The 16,510-nt window shown below is 68.7% G+C and carries 12 protein-coding genes; 10 read left to right on the top strand and 2 right to left on the bottom strand.

Annotated elements, in window-relative coordinates:
- Positions 1 to 395: 395 nt before the first annotated feature.
- From ACXRVZ_RS04055 to ACXRVZ_RS04015, 9 genes are all read left to right on the top strand, one after another.
- Entirely contained in the window at positions 396 to 770 is a 375-nt protein-coding gene (locus ACXRVZ_RS04055) for a hypothetical protein (protein ID WP_457419773.1), read from the top strand.
- Between the two features lie 136 nt (positions 771 to 906).
- Positions 907 to 3,000: a 3-hydroxyacyl-CoA dehydrogenase NAD-binding domain-containing protein gene (locus tag ACXRVZ_RS04050; protein ID WP_457419771.1), complete on the top strand. Its 2,094-nt coding sequence runs from the start codon at positions 907 to 909 to the stop codon at positions 2,998 to 3,000.
- An 84-nt stretch (positions 3,001 to 3,084) separates the two neighbouring features.
- Entirely contained in the window at positions 3,085 to 4,260 is a 1,176-nt protein-coding gene (locus ACXRVZ_RS04045) for an acetyl-CoA C-acyltransferase (protein WP_457419769.1), read from the top strand.
- 26 nt (positions 4,261 to 4,286) lie between these two features.
- Entirely contained in the window at positions 4,287 to 4,682 is a 396-nt protein-coding gene (locus tag ACXRVZ_RS04040; RefSeq protein ID WP_457419859.1) for a PaaI family thioesterase, read from the top strand.
- On the top strand, positions 4,679 to 6,541 hold the full coding sequence (locus ACXRVZ_RS04035) for an acyl-CoA dehydrogenase (RefSeq protein WP_457419857.1): 1,863 nt from the start codon (positions 4,679 to 4,681) through the stop codon (positions 6,539 to 6,541). Before ACXRVZ_RS04040 ends, ACXRVZ_RS04035 begins: the two co-directional genes overlap by 4 nt.
- Positions 6,538 to 7,329: an SDR family oxidoreductase gene (locus ACXRVZ_RS04030; protein WP_457419767.1), complete on the top strand. Its 792-nt coding sequence runs from the start codon at positions 6,538 to 6,540 to the stop codon at positions 7,327 to 7,329. The genes ACXRVZ_RS04035 and ACXRVZ_RS04030 overlap by 4 nt, the downstream gene beginning before the upstream one ends.
- A 7-nt stretch (positions 7,330 to 7,336) precedes the next feature.
- Positions 7,337 to 7,774: a PaaI family thioesterase gene (locus ACXRVZ_RS04025; protein WP_457419765.1), complete on the top strand. Its 438-nt coding sequence runs from the start codon at positions 7,337 to 7,339 to the stop codon at positions 7,772 to 7,774.
- A gap of 141 nt (positions 7,775 to 7,915) precedes the next feature.
- Positions 7,916 to 8,557 carry an RpiB/LacA/LacB family sugar-phosphate isomerase gene (locus ACXRVZ_RS04020; RefSeq protein ID WP_457419763.1) on the top strand — a complete coding sequence of 214 codons (642 nt, stop codon included), beginning with the start codon at positions 7,916 to 7,918 and terminating at the stop codon, positions 8,555 to 8,557.
- A 40-nt stretch (positions 8,558 to 8,597) separates the two neighbouring features.
- Entirely contained in the window at positions 8,598 to 10,877 is a 2,280-nt protein-coding gene (locus tag ACXRVZ_RS04015) for a DEAD/DEAH box helicase (protein ID WP_457419761.1), read from the top strand.
- Positions 10,878 to 10,934: 57 nt separating this feature from the next.
- Here the strand turns inward: ACXRVZ_RS04015 and ACXRVZ_RS04010 are convergent, their stop codons facing one another.
- Together ACXRVZ_RS04010 and ACXRVZ_RS04005 are read right to left on the bottom strand one after the other, a co-directional pair.
- A complete protein-coding gene (locus ACXRVZ_RS04010) occupies positions 10,935 to 12,503 on the bottom strand; it encodes a glycoside hydrolase family 43 protein (protein WP_458232193.1) in 1,569 nt (522 codons plus the stop codon).
- Positions 12,500 to 13,555 (bottom strand): LacI family DNA-binding transcriptional regulator, encoded by a 1,056-nt coding sequence (locus ACXRVZ_RS04005; RefSeq protein ID WP_457419757.1) that lies wholly within the window; start codon positions 13,553 to 13,555, stop codon positions 12,500 to 12,502. Before ACXRVZ_RS04005 ends, ACXRVZ_RS04010 begins: the two co-directional genes overlap by 4 nt.
- A gap of 208 nt (positions 13,556 to 13,763) precedes the next feature.
- Between ACXRVZ_RS04005 and galB the strand changes: the two genes are divergently transcribed.
- Positions 13,764 to 16,508 (top strand): beta-galactosidase GalB, encoded by a 2,745-nt coding sequence (galB, locus tag ACXRVZ_RS04000; protein ID WP_457419755.1) that lies wholly within the window; start codon positions 13,764 to 13,766, stop codon positions 16,506 to 16,508.
- Positions 16,509 to 16,510 lie beyond the last annotated feature (2 nt).

The following is a 16,510-nucleotide window of genomic DNA, read 5'->3' as shown; positions in this document are numbered from 1 at the left end:
CTTTGGGATGGGTGCGCGTTGGCCCGCCTTGGGGCCGCAGGCAAGGCGCAAAGCGGAGTCGGGTTGTACACCCGACGAGCATTTGCAACGCCGCATGCGACCCCAAGGCGGGTCAACCCGAAGGGCCGGGGCGATTTGCCATGCCATCCAGCGTTGCACCCTCCTTGTGGGGTGAAGCCCCACGGCGGCGGGTGCGCCTTGTCTGGCATGGCAACTCGCCCCGGCGCGCACCCATCCCAAAGCCCGACAGCCTCCCAGCCCCGGGTTGCATCGCGACCAAGGTCACCGCGCAGGCTTGGTGTCTTGTGGGAAACCCTGTCAGGGCGGGTCTGGCGTGACGGCGACGATGGCGCCTTTACAGTTGCTTCGACAACGAAGTCAGGGAGAGAAGACTCATGGACAACGGCCAACTGTTGCCACTGCTAGGCAGTTTCTTGGTGGGCGGCTTGCTGGCCGCGGGCGGCGTGAATGCCTGGTTGTCCAGCCGCGCAAAGCGCGAGGCGCAACGCCACCTTCAGGCGGAGCAAGCCCTGCAGCTGGCCGGCCAGCAGCTGACGCAGGCGCGCAAGCAGATCGAGCAGCTGCAGCGCGAGAACCACGAGCTGCGCCTGGCCGTGCGCCCGGCGCCGCGCTCGGCGCCTCCGGCCGAGGCCCCCGTCGACGCCGCCGAGGCAGCGCGGCTGTATGCCGAGTCCAAGCTGCAGCCGCAGCCGGCCAAGGACAAGCCGCAGGCCTTCAAGGACACGGTGGTGCTGCGCCGAACGGAGTAGCCGCGACGAAGGCCCAGGCCGCCTTGTCACTGCCGGGACAAGACCGCGCGGCGGGCGCTGCCTAGAATCGAACGATCGTTCTATTTCTGGGCCGGCTGCTGGATGCGCGGTTGGCCCGCCAACCGAGGTCGTGCCCATGACAGCCCATTACGAAGTTCGCGGCAGCGTCGCCGTGATCACGCTCGACAACCCGCCGGTCAACGGCCTGGGTTTTGCCACCCGCGCCGCCGCTGCCGCCGGCGTGGAGCGCGCCGAGGCCGACCCGGCCATCACGTCCATCGTCATCACCGGTGCCGGCAAGGCGTTTTCGGGCGGCGCGGACATCAAGGAGTTCGGCTCGCCCAAGGCGCTGGCCGAGCCCAATCTGCTCAGCCTGATCTCGGTCGTCGAGAACAGCAGCAAGGCGGTCGTCGCGGCCATCCACAGCGTCTGCATGGGCGGTGGGCTGGAGCTTGCGCTGGGCTGCCATTACCGCATCGCGCAGACGGGCACCAAGGTCGCGCTGCCGGAAGTGAAGCTTGGCTTGCTCCCGGGCGCCGGCGGCACGCAGCGCCTGCCGCGCGCCTTGGGCGTGGAGCCCGCGCTGAACATGATCGTCAGCGGCGAGCCGGTCGAGGCGCAGATGCTGGCCATGGTCCCGGGCCAGAAGCTGTTCGACAAGATCGTTGACGCCGATGTGCTGGATGCGGCGGTCAAGTTGGCTGAAGAAATCTCCGAGAAGCGCCCGCTGCCCAAGGTGCGTGAGCTGAAGGCCCGCCACCCCAACGCCGAGGCCTACTTCCAGTTCGCCCGCAACATGGTGGGCGGCATGAGCAAGAACTTCCCGGCGCCGCTGCGCTGCCTGGAAGCCGTGGCCGCCAGCGTGACGATGAAGTTCGACGACGGCATGCGTGCCGAGCGCGAGGGCTTTGCGGCGCTGATGCAGACGCCCGAGTCCAAGGCGCTGCGCCACCTGTTCTTCGCCGAGCGCGTGGCCAGCAAGATTTCCGACGTGCCCGAAGGCACGCCGCTGCGCGACATCAAGAAGGTGGGCGTCATTGGTGCCGGCACGATGGGTGGCGGCATCTCGATGAACTTCCTGAACGCCGGCATCCCGGTCACCATCCTGGAGACCAAGCAGGAAGCCCTCGACCGGGGCATCGCGACCATCAGGAAGAACTACGAATCCCAGGTCAAGAAGGGCAAGCTCAAGGAAGACAAGTACGCCCAGCGCATGGCGCTGCTGAGCACGACGCTGAACTATGCCGACCTGGGCGACGCCGACCTCATCATCGAGGCGGTGTTCGAGGAGATCGGCGTCAAGGAAGCCGTGTTCAAGCAACTGGACGAAGTCGCCAAGCCCGGCGCCATCCTGGCCTCCAACACGTCGACGCTGGACGTCGACAAGATTGCATCTTTCACGAAGCGTCCGCAGGACGTGGTGGGCATGCACTTCTTCAGCCCGGCCAACGTGATGAAGCTGCTGGAGGTCGTGCGCGGCAAGGAGACCGCCAAGGATGTGTTGGCCACGGTCATGGCCATTGGCAAGAAGATCAAGAAGACGGCGGTCGTGTCGGGCGTCTGCGACGGCTTCATCGGCAACCGGATGATCGAGCAGTACAGCCGCCAGGCCGGCTTCCTGTTGGATGAAGGCTGCAGCCCTAGCCAAGTCGACAAGGCGGTCGAGAAGTTCGGCTTCGCGATGGGGCCTTTCCGCATGGGTGATCTGGCAGGCAACGACATCGGCTGGGCAATTCGCAAACGCCGTTCGGTCGAGCGGGCGACGATGAAGTATTCGGCCAGCGCCGACCGCCTGTGCGAGCTGGGCCGCTTTGGACAGAAGACGGGTGCGGGTTGGTACGACTACCTGCCCGGCAAGCGCGACGCGATCCCGTCGCCGGTGGTGGCCGAGCTGCTGACGAAACACCGCGAAGCGATTGGCGCCAAGACCCGCGACATCAGCGACGAAGAGATCGTGCACCGCCTCGTGTTCGCCCTCGTCAACGAGGCTGCGCATCTGCTGGAAGAGGGCATCGCCCAGCGCGCGTCGGACGTGGACATGGTCTACCTGACCGGCTACGGGTTCCCGATCTTCCGCGGTGGCCCGATGTGCTACGCCGACACGCTGGGCCTCTTCAACGTCGTGCAGGCGATGAACCGCTTTGCCAAGAACCCGATGGACGACGGCGCGTTCTGGACGCCCGCGCCGCTGCTGGCGCGACTGGTGGCTGAAGGCAAGTCCTTCACCTGAGCGCCCGGCCAATCTGAACGCTTTGCGTGCCAGACCGATCGAGCGAAGCGAGTAGCTCTGGCACCAACTGATTAAGGACAAGACATGAGCAACGCACTGATCGTCTCCACCGCCCGCACGCCGCTCGCCAAGAGCTGGAAGGGCGCGTTCAACATGACCCATGGCGCGACGCTGGGCGGCCATGCCGTCAAGGCCGCTGTCGAGCGCGCCGGTATCGATGGCGGTGCCATCGAGGACGTGCTGATGGGCTGCGCCACGCCGGAAGGCGCCACGGGCTCCAACATCGCGCGCCAGATCGCGCTGAAGGCCGGCCTGCCCATCACGGTGAGCGGCGTCACCATCAACCGCTTCTGCTCCAGCGGCCTGCAGACCATCGCGATGGCCGCGCAACGCATCATTGCGGGCGAGGGCGACGTCTACATCGCCGGCGGCGTCGAGAGCATCTCCTGCGTGCAGCAAGAGGCCAACAAGCACATGCTGGTCGACCCGGCGCTGATGAAGCTCAAGCCCGAGATCTACTGGAACATGCTGCAGACCGCCGAGAACGTGGCCAAGCGCTACAGCATCTCGCGTGAGCGCATGGACCAGTACGGCGCCGGCAGCCAGCAGAAGGCCTGCGCCGCCCAGGCAGCCGGCAAGTTTGCCGACGAACTGATCTCGGTGACGACGACCATGGGCGTGGCGGACAAGGTCATGGGCCTGATGAGCAAGGAAGTGACCATCAGCGCCGACGAGGGACTGCGCGAAGGCACCACCTATGACGCCATCAAGGACCTGCGCTCCGCCATGCCCGGCGGCTTGATCTCGGCCGGCAATGCCAGCCAGTTCAGCGATGGCGCCGGCGCGTGCGCGCTGGTCAGCGAGCACTACGCGTCCACGCACAACTTGAAACCCCTCGGCCGCTTCCTCGGCTTTGCCGTCGCCGGTTGCGAGCCCGATGAGATGGGCATAGGCCCCGTGTTCGCTGTCCCGAAGGTGCTGAAGAAGCTGGGCCTGACGGTCGCCGACATCGACCTGTGGGAGCTGAACGAAGCCTTCGCCGTGCAGGTGCTGTATTGCGCCGACACGCTGGGCATCCCGATGGACCGCCTGAACGTGAACGGCGGCGCGATTGCTGTTGGCCATCCTTATGGCGTGTCGGGCCAGCGCCTGACGGGCCACGCCCTCATCGAAGGCAAGCGCCGTGGCGCCAAGCGTGTCTGCGTGACCATGTGCATCGGCGGCGGCATGGGCGCGGCTGGCGTCTTCGAAGTGCTGTGAGCGTCACACCAGAGGTCTTCCTGGCGATGGGTCGCGAGGTCCTCGCCAAGCAGCCATTCAGCGTGCTGTTGGGGTCGGAGCTAGCGGCACTGGCGCCGGGCAAGGTCGACCTGCAACTCGCGCTGAGACCCGAGCACCTGCAGCAGAACGGCTTTGCGCACGGCGGCATCGTCAGCTACCTGGCCGACAACGCGCTGACCTTTGCCGGCGGCACGGCGATGCAGGTGCCCGTCGTGACGTCCGAGTTCAAGATCAACTACGTTCGCCCGGCAGTGGGCGAGCGGCTGATTGCCCGCGCCAGCGCCGATGCCGTCAGCAAGACGCAGGCGGTGTGCCGCTGCGAGGTGTTTGCGGTCAAGGACGGCGCCGAGAAGCTGTGTGCGTTGGCCCAGGGCACCATCGTCAAGCTGGCCGAAAGCTGAACATGCGCGAGACCCTCGACTTCCTTTTGTTCGACTGGCTGAAGTCCGCCGACCTGACCACGCGCGAGCGCTTCGCCGAGCATTCGGCCGAGACCTTCACCGCCGTGCTCGACACCTGCGAGCGCATTGCCCGCGACAAGTTCGCGCCCTTCAACCGCCTGGCCGACACGCAGGAGCCGCACTTCGACGGCGAGCGCGTGCACCTGCCCCAGGCCACGCACGACGCAACCAAGGCCTATGCCGAGTCCGGCATGCTGGCCGCCGCGCAGGACTATGACGTGGGCGGCATGCAGCTGCCCTGCGTCATCGAGATGGCGGGCAACGCCTTCTTCAGCAAGGCCAGCGTGGCCATGGGTGGCTACGCGATGCTGACCTCGGGCAATGCCAGCCTGTTGATGGCCCACGGCACGCCGTTGCAGCGCGAGGTGTTCGCCAGAAACGAGTTCGCCGGCCGCTGGTTCGGCACGATGTGCCTGTCTGAACCTCAGGCAGGCTCGTCGCTGTCCGACGTGGCCACGCGTGCCGAGCTGGACGACGAGACCGACCCGCTCGGCCCGCGCTACCGCCTGACCGGCCACAAGATGTGGATCTCCGCCGGCGAGCATGAGATCACCGAGAACATCATCCATCTGGTGCTCGCCAAGGTGCCCGGACCGGATGGCAAGCTCATCCCCGGCACGCGCGGCATCTCCCTTTTCATCGTGCCCAAGTGGCTGGTCAACGAACAGGCCCAGCTCACCGGGGAGCGCAACGATGTTGTGCTGGCCGGGCTCAACCACAAGTTGGGCTATCGCGGCACGACCAATTGCCTGCTGAACTTCGGCGAAGGAAAGTTCAGCCCCTCGGCTGCGGGTACGCCGCCGATCCCCCAAGGGGATGTGGGGCGCCTTGGGAGCGGCCCGGCGGCGCCCCGTGGCGCGGTGGGCTACCTCGTCGGCAAGGTCGGCGACGGCCTGCGCTGCATGTTCCACATGATGAATGAGGCCCGCATCGGTGTGGGCCTTGGCGCTGTGATGCTCGGTTATGCCGGCTACGAGGCCAGCCTGGAGTACGCCAAGCAGCGCCCGCAGGGCCGGCCGATGACGGCCGCCGGAAAAGACTCCGCCAGCCCGCAGCGGCCCATCATCGAACACGCCGACGTGCGCCGCATGCTGCTCGCGCAGAAGAGCTATGTCGAAGGCGGCCTGGCGCTGGAGCTGTACTGCGCCCGCCTCGTCGACGAGCTGGCCACGGGCGACGACAAGGCCGGCGCGCAGGCCCTGCTGGACGTGCTCATCCCCATCGCCAAGAGCTGGCCCAGCGAGTGGTGTCTGGAGGCCAACTCGCTGGCCATCCAGGTGCTGGGCGGCTATGGCTATACGCGCGACTTCCCCGTGGAGCAGTACTGGCGCGACCAGCGGCTGAACATGATCCACGAGGGCACGCACGGCATCCAGGCGCTGGACCTGCTGGGCCGCAAGGTCGTGCAGCAGGGCGGCGCATCRCTGGCGGCGCTGGCCGCCCGCGTGCAGCAGACCATCGAACGCGCCATGCAAACCGACTGGGCACCGCAAGCCAACCAGCTCGCCGCCGCACTCGCCCAGGTCGGTGGTGCGACCAAGAAAGCCTGGAGCACCGGCCAGCCCGAAGACGCGCTGGCCAACGCCGTGCCCTATATGCAGGCCTTCGGCCACACGGTGCTGGCTTGGCTGTGGCTCGACGTGGTGCTGAGTGTCAGCGGCGACAGCGACTTCGCCCATGGCAAGCGCGCAGCCGCTCACTACTTCTTCGCCTACGAACTGCCCAAGATCGGCGCCTGGCTCGACGTCGTCGCGCGCCGCGAACCCCTCTTCCGAGACATCAAGGCTGAATACCTATGAGCACCAAAGTCCAAGACCTCTTCGACCTCAGCGGCCAAGTGGCCCTCGTCACCGGCGGCTCGCGTGGCCTGGGCCTGCAGATCGCCGAGGCGCTGGGTGAAGCCGGCGCCAAGATCATGCTGACCTCGCGCAAGGCCGCCGACCTCGAGGAAGCCGCGGCTCACCTGCAGGCGCGCGGCATCGACACGCGCTGGATCGCCGCCGACGCCGCCAAGCCCGAGGACGCTCAACGCGTCGTCACCGAGACGATGGAGCGCCTGGGCCAGATCGACATCCTCGTCAACAACGCCGGCGCGAGCTGGGGCGCGCCCGCCGAGGAGCACCCCATTGAGGCCTGGGACAAGGTCATGGACCTGAACATCCGCAGCCTGTTCGTCTTCGCCCAGGCCGTGGCCAAAGCCAGCATGATTCCGCGCAAGTCCGGCCGCATCATCAACGTGGCGTCCATCGCCGGCCTCTCGGGCAACTCGGCCGTCATGAAGACCATCGCCTACAACACCAGCAAGGGCGCGGCCGTGAACTTCACGCGTGCGCTGGCCGGCGAGTGGGGCCAATACGGCATCACCGTCAACGCGCTGGCGCCGGGCTTCTTCCCGAGCAAGATGACCAAGGGCCTGCTCGCGGCCGTCGGCGAGGAGAAGATGGCCTCACACGCCCCACTGAACCGCATCGGCGATGACGACGACCTGAAGGGTGCGGCGCTGCTGTTCGCGTCGCGCGCTGGCAAGCACATCACCGGCCAGATCCTGGCGGTGGACGGCGGGGTGTCGGCCATCCACGGCGGCTGATCCGGCGATGGATTTCCCGGTTCACATTCCTTTCGTCGAGCAACTCGGCTTCACGCTGCACGCCATCGAGGACGGCCAGGCGGAGCTGCGGCTGACGATTGCCGAGCAGCATCTGAACTCCTGGCGCGTGGCTCATGGTGGCGTCGTCATGACGCTGCTGGATGTGGCTATGGCCCACGCCGCTCGCAGCGTGAACCGGCATCTGCCGGACCTCGGCCCGGGCGTCGTCACCGTGGAGATGAAGACCAGCTTCATGCGGCCCGGCGAAGGCGAGTTGCGCGCGGTGGGCAAGCTGCTGCACCGCTCCACGACGATGGCCTTCTGCGAGGGCTCGGTCTTCGCTGCTGACGGCAAGCTCTGCGCCCATGCCACCGGCACGTTCAAGTACCTGCGCGCGTTGCCTGCCGGGCGCCAGTTGAAGCCGCTGGGCGGCGAGGGCGATTGAGAAGCTGCGACTGAATCCCCGCATCGCTCGCGGGCTTGAGTGAGATTTTCGGAACGGCGTTCCATAAACGGGCAAAATGGCATCCGCATGCGGCCTCTGCCGCGTCCGCCCCATTCCGCACCGCCTCTGAAAGTCACCGCCATGAAGATCGCCCTCATCATCGAGAACAGCCAAGCCGCCAAGTCCGAGATCGTGCACAGCGCGCTCAAGACCGTTGCCGAGCCGCTTGGCCACAGCGTCCACCACTACGGCATGTACACGCCGGAAGACAAGGCCTCCCTCACCTATGTGATGAACGGCCTGCTGGCCGGCATCCTGCTGAACTCCAAGGCCGCCGACTTCGTCATCACCGGCTGCGGCACCGGCATGGGCTCCATGTTGGCCTGCAACTCCATGCCCGGCGTGTTCTGCGGCCTGGTCATCGACCCGACCGACGCCTTCCTGTTCGGCCAGATCAACGACGGCAACGCCATGTCCATGCCCTACGCCAAGGGCTTCGGATGGGCGGCTGAGCTGAATCTGCAGGACTGCTACCGCAAGCTGCTCGAGAACGAGCGCGGCGCCGGCTACCCCAAGGAGCGCGCCGCCATCATGGCCAAGAACCGCGGCATCCTGAAGGACCTGAAGGCCGCTTCGTGCAAGGACATGCTGACGACGCTGAAGGCCGTCGACCAGGACCTGCTCAAGGCCGCCGTGTCGGGCGAGAAGTTCCAGGAGCTGTTCTTCACGAACTGCCAGGACGACGCCATCGCCAGCCACATCAAGGCTGTGCTGGCTTCCTGAGCTTGATCTCGACAGTCTCGCGCCCTGCGAGACTGTCGCGATGCCTTTCCCGCCTCCCCACCTCACGCTGCGCACGCTGACGCGCGGCGACGGCCTGCTGGGCTTGCGCCCGCGCGGCGCGCTCGGCCCGCGCGCTGAACAGGTGACGGTGGCGATGCTGGCGAATGGCGATGCCAACGCCGAGCAGGCGCTGCTGACGCGGGGCCTGATCCCGCTGGACCCCGGCCTGCTGCAATGGCGCGGTGAACCGCTGCCACTGAGTTCATCGCTCTGGACCCTCGTCCAGGAAGAGTTCTTCGGCGATTTCCTCGTCGACAAGGCGCCCGAACTGCTGGCCCTGGGCTGGCAGGTCACCACCGAGCCGGGCTTTGCCCATCACAGCCGCGCCGTCAGCGGCTGGCAGCTTGGGCTGGCGGAAGACGCTGAAGAAGTTGCCCTCAAGCCCGCCCGCCGCGTCGAGGGCGTGCAACTCGCGCGACGCCAGGGCGCCTGGCTGGTCAGCCTGGGCATGGAAGTCGACGGCGAGCGTATCGACCTCGCGCCGCTGATCGCCAACCTGCTGCGCAAGGACAAGCGCTGGCTGGACGCCATTGCGATTGGCGCCATCGAGGACGACGCCGTCATCTCGCTGCGCGCGCCCGGCGGCCGGCGCTTCCACGCCGAGGCCGCGCCGCTCAAGGCCATCATGCTGGCGCTGCTGGACCTGCTGAAGCCGGTGCAACTGGAGAAGGGCGAGCCGCTCAAGCTCAACGCCTGGGATGCCGACCGCATCCGCTGCATCGAGGAAGAATCGCGCGGCCGCTGGCAGATCCACGGCGACGCCGGGCTGATGGCGCTGGGCCGGCGCCTGCTGGCGGCCGGTACGCCCACGTCGACGCCGCAACCGCCCGGCCTGGGCCTAGCGCTGCGGCCCTATCAACTGCACGGCCTGGCCTGGCTGCAATACCTGCGCGAGCAGAACCTGGCGGGCATCCTGGCCGACGACATGGGCCTGGGCAAGACGGCCCAGGCGCTGGCCCACATCTGGGCCGAGAAGCAGGCCGGCCGGCTGGACCGCCCGGCGCTCGTCATCGTGCCGACCTCGCTGCTCTTCAACTGGCAGCAGGAGGCCGCGCGCATCGCCCCGGGGCTGGTGGTGCAGACCTGGCACGGCGCTGATCGCGCGGCCGTCGATCTGGCCAGCGCCGACATCGTGCTGAGCACCTACAACCTCGTCTGGCGCGACCTGCGGGCGTTGTCCGTGCAGCCCTGGCATCTGCTGATCCTGGACGAAGCCCAGTCCGTCAAGAACTCCCAGGCCCGCGCGGCCCGCGCGCTGCGCCGGCTGGATGCGCGCCACCTGCTGGCCCTCACCGGCACGCCGCTGGAGAACCACCTCGGCGAGCTGTGGTCGCTGTTCGATCTGCTGATGCCCGGCTTCCTCGGCGATTCGCGCACCTTTGCGCGCCACTGGCGCAAGCCCATCGAGGTCAACCGCGACGGCCCGCGAGCCCGCCTGCTGGCCGCCCGCGTGCGGCCCTTCATCCTGCGCCGCATGAAGACCGAGGTGGCGACCGAGCTGCCGCCGCTGACCGAGCTGGTCAAGCGCGTGCCGCTGCTGGGCCAGCAGAAGCAGCTGTACGAGAGCGTGCGCGTGGCGGCCGACCACATGGTGCGCCGCATCCTGATGCGCGACGGCTTCAGCGCGAGCGGCCTCATCAGCGTGCTGGACGCGATGCTCAAGCTGCGCCAGGTCTGCTGTGACCCGCGGCTGGTCAAGGGTGTCGAGATGGCGCCGAACATCGAACGTGCCAAGCTCGAATGGCTGCGCGAGCACCTGCCCGACTTCGTCGCCCAGGGCCGGCGCTTGCTGGTGTTCTCGCAGTTCACCGAAATGCTGGACCTGATTGCCGCTGAGTTGGACCGTTTGGGCCTGCCTCATCTGCGCCTGACCGGGCAGACCGCTGCTGCTGCGCGCGGTGACGTCGTGCAGCGCTTCCAGGCCCGCGAGGTGCCCATCCTGCTCGCCAGCCTGAAGGCCGGCGGCGTGGGCCTGAACCTGACGGCGGCCGACACCGTCATCCATGTCGACCCCTGGTGGAACCCCGCCGTGCAAAGCCAGGCCAGCGCCCGCGCCCACCGCATCGGCCAAGACCAGCCGGTCTTCGTCTACCAGCTCGTGGCCCAGGGCAGCATTGAGGAGCGCATGCTGGAGTTGCAGGAGCGCAAGAAGGCGCTGGCCGACGGCCTGCTGGGCAGCGACGACGGCGGCGCCTTGAGCAAGTTCAGCGCGACGGAACTGAACCTGCTGCTGGCGCCGCTCGAATCGGGCGACACGTAGCCAGGCCCTGCCCGGCTGGCAGCCGTGGCCGCAGCCGGCCGTGCGCCAAACCCTGAGTCAGTCCGCCACGCGCTGGTCGCTGAAGCGGAACCAGTCCACGTCGACGTGGCCGGCCGCGCCGCTGCCGGTGTTGAAGCAGAAGAGGGCGACCTGCGGCCCCTGGAAGGTGCCTGTGCGCCAGTCGTAGATCAGCGCGAACTCGTCGCCCAGCGCCTGCCACTGGCTGCCGTTCAGCCATGACAGCCGGCCCCGCGCTCGCTCGAAGTCCATCTCGGTGCGCAGCGTCACCGTGGTCGCGTCCAGCGCAGCCTGCGGGCCGGGCTGCACCGTGGCCGGGTCGCGGTCGCCGTTGTCGATGACGGTGTGCCGCTCCAGCCACAGCTTGCCGTCCTCGCTGCGCACGGCGGCGATGCCGGCGTTGACCTTGCCCAGCGTTCCCGCGCCGCAGCGGTCGCCGGCCTTCAGCGCTGCCAGGTCCAGCCGAACGTCGGTGCGGCTGTAGGGCCCCTGGCCCTTCTGCGTGAGCGTGTTGCGAGCCGTCCAGAAGCCGCTGGCCGGTGTGGCCTTCAGGCGCAGCCAGCCCGGCCGCTCGGTCAGCGACCAGCGTGCGTCGTCAGGGTTGTGGTTCCAGGCCCATTGCAGGCCCAGCTCGGTGCGGTCGAACTCGTCGCTCGTGTCCGGCTGCGCCACCGGCTGGCCCTGCACCGGCTTGACGGCCCGCGCCGGCACGCGGCCGGGCGCCTCGGGCGTGCCCCACACGGGCCAGTCGTCGCGCCAGAAGATGGGGCTGAAGTTGGTGATGCGGCCGATGCTGGGCTTGTCCTGCATGACGAAGCCCCACCAACGCCCGTCGGCCAGGTCGACGATGGCGCCCTGGTGGCCGCCGCTGGTCGCCGTGTCGATCACGTTGATCGTTTCCCACGGCCCGGTCAGTGCCTTGGCGCGCGAGATCGTCATCGCCAGCCGGCGCGRCACGGCGTTGAACAGGTAGTACCAGTCGCCGCGGCGGACCAGCTTGGAGCCCTCGGCGCCCGGGATGTAGTGCACCTTGCGCGCCTCGGTGACGCGGCTCAGCGACTTGTCCAGCGACAGCAGCGTCACCGTGCCATCGCTGCCGATGGCCGTAGCGATGAAGGCGCTGCCGTCGCGGTCGAAGAACAGCGCGGGGTCGAATGCCGCGCGGTCCAGCGAGTGGCAGCGCCACGGGCCGGCCACCCGGGCGGCGCGGCAGAGGCGCGTGTTCTGGCCCACCACCGTGAAGGCGATGACGAACTCGCCGTTGTGGAAGCGCAGGCTGGGCGCGAACACGCCGCGCCGGTAGACGCCGCCGCCTTGCAGGTCGAAGGCCGGGCCGCCCTCCAGCTTGGGCAGCACATGGCCGGCGATGCGCCAGTTGATGAGGTCGCGCGAGTGCAGGATGCGCAGGCCGGGCGAGTTGGCGAAGGTGGTCGTGGCGAAGTAGAAGTCATCGCCGACGCGGATGACGTCGGGGTCGGGATAGTCGGCGTACAGCGGCGGGTTGCTGTAGCTGCCGTCGCCGTTGTCGGCCTGCCAAGCGCGTGCCGGCAGGCTGGCGAGCAGCAGGCCCGCCGCGCCCAGCACCAGCGCGGTGAGAGGGGACTTCATGGCAGGTTGTCCTTCAGGTAGATCTCGATGCGGATGGGCGCGGCGTCCGCCGGGCTGCGCTGGCGGGTCAGCCGTGTCAGCGCCAGGCGGCAGGCCAGTTGCGCCTCCTGGGCGGCCGACTGGCCGATGACGGCGCTGGCCGTGCCGTCCAGCAAGGCCGCGCGCGTCTGCGGCGTCAGCTCGTGGCAGACCCAGGCCACGCGCCCGGCCGCGCCGCCGTCCCGCAGGGCGGTGTGGATGCCGTCGTTGCCGGCGCCGATGCTGTACAGCCCGGCCAGGTCCGGCCGCTCGGCCAGCAGTTGCGCCACCAGCGGGCGGGCCGACTCCGGGCGGTCCTGGCAGGCCAGCGGCGGCAGCAGCTCCAGCTGGGGATGCTCGGCCGCCATCAGCTCGCGAAAGCCCAGCAGCCGCTCCGCATGGTCGTGCAGCGCCAGCGAGCCCATGACGACGCCCACCGGCCCGCTGCGCCCCGTGAGGCTGCGGCCCAGCAGCGCCCCGGCCGTGCGGCCAGCGGCGCGGTTGTCGATGCCGACGAAATGGTTGCGGGCCCGCGCCGGGATGTCGGACACCAGCGTGATGACGCAGGTGCCGTCGCCGGCCATGCGGTCCACCGCGTCGCGCACCAGCGGGTGGTCTTCCAGCATCAGCACGACGGCGTCGTACTGGCCGCGCAAGCGCCGCACGGCTGCCGACGCGGCGGCGGGGGAGAAGGCGTCCGTGGTGCGCACCTCCACGCGGGCGTGCTGCTCGCTCAGCCAGGGCGTCAGCGCGTGCAAGGCCTCGCGCAGTTGTTCCACGAAGCTGTTCTGCCCGGCCGGCAGCAGGAAGCACAGCAGCCAGCTGCCGCCCCGGGGCTGCGGCGCGGTGCTGGGTTCGTTCTGCAGCGTCAGGCGCTGCACGGCCTCCTGCACGCGCAGCAGCGTGCGGGCGCTGACGCCGGGGCGCTGGTTCAGCGCCCGGTCCACTGTGGCCAGGCTGACGCCGGCTTCCCGGGCGACGTCATGCAGCTTGGCGCGCAGGTCGGGGCGCGGCGAGAGGGTGGGCTGCGTCATGGCAAGGAGCTGCTGGCGCGAAGATCAGAGGTCCGGCTGCCGGGGCGTGGCGGGCGCCAACCCGTCAGTGGTCAACTTCATGAGCGGTGTTATCTCTCGATGTTTGGTATCGCTATCATATTTACCGACCGTACTCTAATGTCTGGCGTTTCCACCTAGGCGCTGGCGCATGGGATGAGACCGATACCAACAACGATCTGGAGACTTCATGCTTGGCAACCCCTGGCGGCGCGCTGCTGCAGGCTTGGCCCTGGGGATGGCCGTGGCGCTGCCCGCCGCGGCCCAGGCGGCGGTACCCGCACTGGCGCGCGAACGCATCGACCTGGCCACGGGCTGGCGCTTCCATCGCGGTGACCCCGCCGGCGCGACGGCGCGGCTGATGTACGACGTGCGGCCCGAGGTGCAGGCCTCGGCCGATGGCAAGGTGGCCGACGCGCGGCCCGACGAGGCAGTCAAACCAACGTCCGGCGCGGCGGACGCCGTACTCAAGCCCTGGGTGCTGCCCAGCGCCAATGCCTTCATCAAGGACCCCGCCAAGCGCTACCGCCGCCCCGAGGGCCACCCGGGCAGCGACGTGGACTTCGTGCGCCCCGGCTTTGACGACAGCGGCTGGCAGGCCGTTACGTTGCCGCACGACTGGGCCATCGCCGGCCCCTTCCTGGAGACCGGCCCCTACGGCGGCATGGGCCGCCTGCAGACCTGGGGCCCGGCCTGGTACCGCCGCGCGCTGGACATCCCGGCGGCGGACCGTGGCCGCTCGCTGTTCCTGGACGTGGACGGTGCGATGTCCTATGCCACCGTCTGGCTCAACGGCAAGCTGGTGGGCGGCTGGCCCTATGGCTACAACTCCTTTCGCCTCGACCTGACGCCCTGGGCCCAGCCGGGCGGCATGAACCAGTTGGTCATCCGGCTGGACAACCCGCCTGAATCTGCACGCTGGTATCCGGGCGCGGGCCTGTACCGCAAGGTCTGGTTGACCAAGACCGAGCCGGTCCATGTGGCGCATTGGGGCACCACTGTCACGACGCCGCAGGTGTCGGCGCAGGAAGCCACCGTGGCGGTGGAAGTGCGTGTGGACAACGACGGCGGCAAGGCAGCGCGCGTCGACGTACTGACCGAGATCTTTGCGCTCGGCGCCGATGGCAAGCCCATGGGCGAGGCCGTGGTGGCGGCGCTGAAGCCGCATGTAGCCGTGCCGGCGCGCGGGCAGGGCGTCGTGACGATGTCGCTGCGCATCGCCAAGCCTTGGCTGTGGGGCCCCAGGCCCCAGCAGCAACCGCATCGCTACCTGGCGGTCACGCGGCTGCAGGGCAAGGCCGGTGTGGTGGACCGCTACGAGACGCCGTTCGGCATCCGCACGCTGCGCTTCGACGCCGACACCGGCCTGCACGTCAACGGCCAGCCGGTGAAGCTGCAAGGCGTCAACCAGCACCACGATCTCGGCGCGCTGGGCGCCGCCTTCAATGTGCGCGCCGCCGAGCGGCAACTGGAGATCCTGCAGGCCATGGGCAGCAACGCCATCCGTCTGTCGCACAACCCGCCGGACCCGGCGCTGCTGGCGCTGACCGACCGCATGGGCCTGCTGGTGGTGGACGAGATCTTCGACTCCTGGGAGCGCAAGAAGACGCCGCTGGACTTCCACCTCATCTTCCCGGACTGGCATGAGGCCGACCTGCGCAGCATGCTGCGCCGCGACCGCAACCACCCGTCCATCGTCATGTGGAGCATCGGCAACGAGGTGGGCGAGCAGTACACCGGCGAGGCCGGCGCCGCCGTCGCGCGCCGCCTGCACGAGATTGCCCGCGAGGAAGACCCGACGCGCCCCACCACCACGGCGATGAACTTCGCTAAGGCCGACATGCCGCTGCCGGCCGAGGTCGACGTCATCGGTCTGAACTACCAGGGCGAGGGCATACGGCAGGACCCCGAGTTCGTCGGCACCGACCGCATCCGCACGCCGCCGCAATACCCCAACTTTCACAAGCGATTCCCGAGCAAGCTGGTGCTCAGCAGCGAGACGGCCTCGGCCTTCAGCAGCCGGGGCGTCTACCTGTTCCCGGTCACGCCGGCCAACAGCTCCATCACGCGCAACGGCCGTGGTGGCGACGACAAGGCGCTGCAGGTCAGTGGCTACGAGCTGTACGCGGTGGACTTCGGCGCGTCGGCCGACAAGGTCTTCGCCGCGCTGGACGCCCACCCCTTCGTCGCCGGCGAGTTCGTCTGGACGGGCTTCGACTACCTCGGCGAGCCCACGCCCTACTACGCGGCGCGCAGTTCCTACTCCGGCATCGTCGACCTGGCCGGCTTTCCCAAGGACCGCTACTGGCTCTACCAGTCGCGCTGGCGGCCCGACCTGCCCATGGCCCATCTGCTGCCGCACTGGACCTGGCCTGAGCGCGTGGGCCAGGTCACGCCGGTGCATGCCTTCACCAGCGGCGACGAGGCCGAGCTGTTCCTGAACGGCCGCTCGCTGGGCAAGCGCAAGAAGGGCGCGGGCGAGTACCGCTTGCGCTGGGACGACGTCGTCTACGAACCGGGCGAGCTGAGCTTGCAGGCCTGGCGTGACGGCAAGCCCTGGGCCACGGCCAGCGTCGCAACGGCGGGCGCCGCCACCGGCCTGGAACTGAAGGCCGACCGCACGACCATCGCCGCCGACGGCAGCGATCTCAGCTTCATCACGCTGACCATCACCGACGCCGCCGGCCGCCCCGTGCCGCGCGCCGACACGCGCATCCGATTCAGCGTCGACGGCCCCGGCGACATCGTCGCCACCGACAACGGCGACGCGACCAGCTTCGAGCCCTTCCCGTCGCCCAGCCGCAAGGCCTTCGGCGGCCAGGCGCTGGCCATCGTGCGTGGCCGCGTCGGCGTTGCCGGCAAGCTGGTGGTGCGCGCTGAAGCTGACGGACTGGTGTCGGCCGAGATCACCGTCCTCACCGAGAAGAACCGATGAAC

It is taken from the genome of Roseateles sp. P5_E8 (assembly GCF_054177665.1).
This window is presented reverse-complemented; position numbering and strand designations above follow the sequence as displayed.

Bases quoted from the DNA above. Each gene is read 5' to 3' on its own strand.
- ACXRVZ_RS04055 (WP_457419773.1), top strand. From the start codon at position 396: ATGGACAACGGCCAACTGTTGCCACTGCTAGGCAGTTTCTTGGTGGGC.
- ACXRVZ_RS04050 (WP_457419771.1), top strand. From the start codon at position 907: ATGACAGCCCATTACGAAGTTCGCGGCAGCGTCGCCGTGATCACGCTC.
- ACXRVZ_RS04045 (WP_457419769.1), top strand. From the start codon at position 3,085: ATGAGCAACGCACTGATCGTCTCCACCGCCCGCACGCCGCTCGCCAAG.
- ACXRVZ_RS04040 (WP_457419859.1), top strand. From the start codon at position 4,287: ATGGGTCGCGAGGTCCTCGCCAAGCAGCCATTCAGCGTGCTGTTGGGG.
- ACXRVZ_RS04030 (WP_457419767.1), top strand. From the start codon at position 6,538: ATGAGCACCAAAGTCCAAGACCTCTTCGACCTCAGCGGCCAAGTGGCC.
- ACXRVZ_RS04025 (WP_457419765.1), top strand. From the start codon at position 7,337: ATGGATTTCCCGGTTCACATTCCTTTCGTCGAGCAACTCGGCTTCACG.
- ACXRVZ_RS04020 (WP_457419763.1), top strand. From the start codon at position 7,916: ATGAAGATCGCCCTCATCATCGAGAACAGCCAAGCCGCCAAGTCCGAG.
- ACXRVZ_RS04015 (WP_457419761.1), top strand. From the start codon at position 8,598: ATGCCTTTCCCGCCTCCCCACCTCACGCTGCGCACGCTGACGCGCGGC.
- ACXRVZ_RS04005 (WP_457419757.1), bottom strand. From the start codon at position 13,555: ATGACGCAGCCCACCCTCTCGCCGCGCCCCGACCTGCGCGCCAAGCTG.
- galB (WP_457419755.1), top strand. From the start codon at position 13,764: ATGCTTGGCAACCCCTGGCGGCGCGCTGCTGCAGGCTTGGCCCTGGGG.